The organism is Haloferax sp. KTX1, from assembly GCF_902410085.1.
In the GTDB taxonomy this organism is placed as follows: domain Archaea; phylum Halobacteriota; class Halobacteria; order Halobacteriales; family Haloferacaceae; genus Haloferax; species Haloferax massiliensis.
In genome coordinates this window covers 1-451 of record NZ_CABPRH010000175.1, presented here as the reverse complement: position 1 = coordinate 451, position 451 = coordinate 1, and the positions used below count along the sequence as shown (strand labels likewise).

At 59.0% G+C, this 451-nt stretch carries 2 pseudogenes; both read right to left on the bottom strand.

Annotated elements, in window-relative coordinates:
* A pseudogene (locus FY251_RS21325) lies at nucleotides 1-266 on the bottom strand (alpha-ketoacid dehydrogenase subunit beta); the annotation flags it as partial.
* Nucleotides 263-451: pseudogene (locus FY251_RS21320) on the bottom strand (pyruvate dehydrogenase (acetyl-transferring) E1 component subunit alpha); the annotation flags it as partial. The pseudogenes FY251_RS21320 and FY251_RS21325, both read right to left, overlap by 4 nt.

Genomic DNA, 451 nt, shown 5'->3' with positions numbered 1-451 from the left:
GGCTTCATGCCGGTCTGGGCGAGTCCAATCGAAGCCCCGATGATTCCGGCTTCTGCCAGTGGCGTGTCGATGACGCGGTCTTCGCTGAACTCCTCGTATAGCTGGTCGGTTGCTCTGAAAACACCGCCGTTCTTCCCGACGTCTTCGCCCAGAACGACGACGCTATCGTCTTGCGACATTTCCGTGTACAGTCCGTCCTGTATCGCCTCCACGAGGGTGAGACGCTGTGCGTTTTGCCCCGTCTGCGTACTGGCTGTCGAACTCATTCCAGCACCTCCGAGAACGCGCCGTCGTCATACTTCTCGCGCAGCCGGTTCAGTTCGTCCCGCTGTTCTTCGAGCCGCGCTGGAACGTCCTCGTACACATGCTCGACGATGTTGTCCGGACTCGTCTCTGTCTGCTCCGCCGTTTCTATCGCCTCGCTGACTTCTTGTTCGATACTGTCCTGGAT